This window comes from Xanthomonas populi (assembly GCF_002940065.1).
In the GTDB taxonomy this organism is placed as follows: Bacteria; Pseudomonadota; Gammaproteobacteria; order Xanthomonadales; family Xanthomonadaceae; genus Xanthomonas; species Xanthomonas populi.
Genome location: NZ_MDEJ01000367.1, coordinates 1 through 341, shown reverse-complemented (window position 1 = coordinate 341; position 341 = coordinate 1). Strand labels below are relative to the sequence as shown.

At 64.5% G+C, this 341-nt stretch carries 1 protein-coding gene; it reads right to left on the bottom strand.

The window, feature by feature from the left end; all coding sequences use genetic code 11:
* Window positions 1-341: transposase (locus XpopCFBP1817_RS21305; protein ID WP_146090216.1), on the bottom strand; the 341-nt coding region annotated here is incomplete at both ends.

Genomic DNA, 341 nt, shown 5'->3' with positions numbered 1-341 from the left:
GCAAGCCAGAGCAACGCCAAGTGGAGATCGATGCGGCGTTCAAAGCGGATGCGCAGTTTGCCCATGGCTGCGAACCAGGCGTGGGTGCGCTCGACGACCCAGCGATGACGGCCCAATCGGTCGTTGCGCTCGATCCCCTTGCGTGCAATCTGCGCAATGATGCCGCGCTGCTTCAGGAAGGCGCGACAGCGGTCGATGTCGTAGGCCTTGTCGGCGTGCAATGTGTCTGGCCAACGTCGCCGGCGCCCTGGTTTGCCACCAATTGGCGGCAAGGCCTCGATCAACTCCTCGAACACGACCGAGTCGTGCCGATGGGCGCCGGTGACGCACACCGCCAAGGG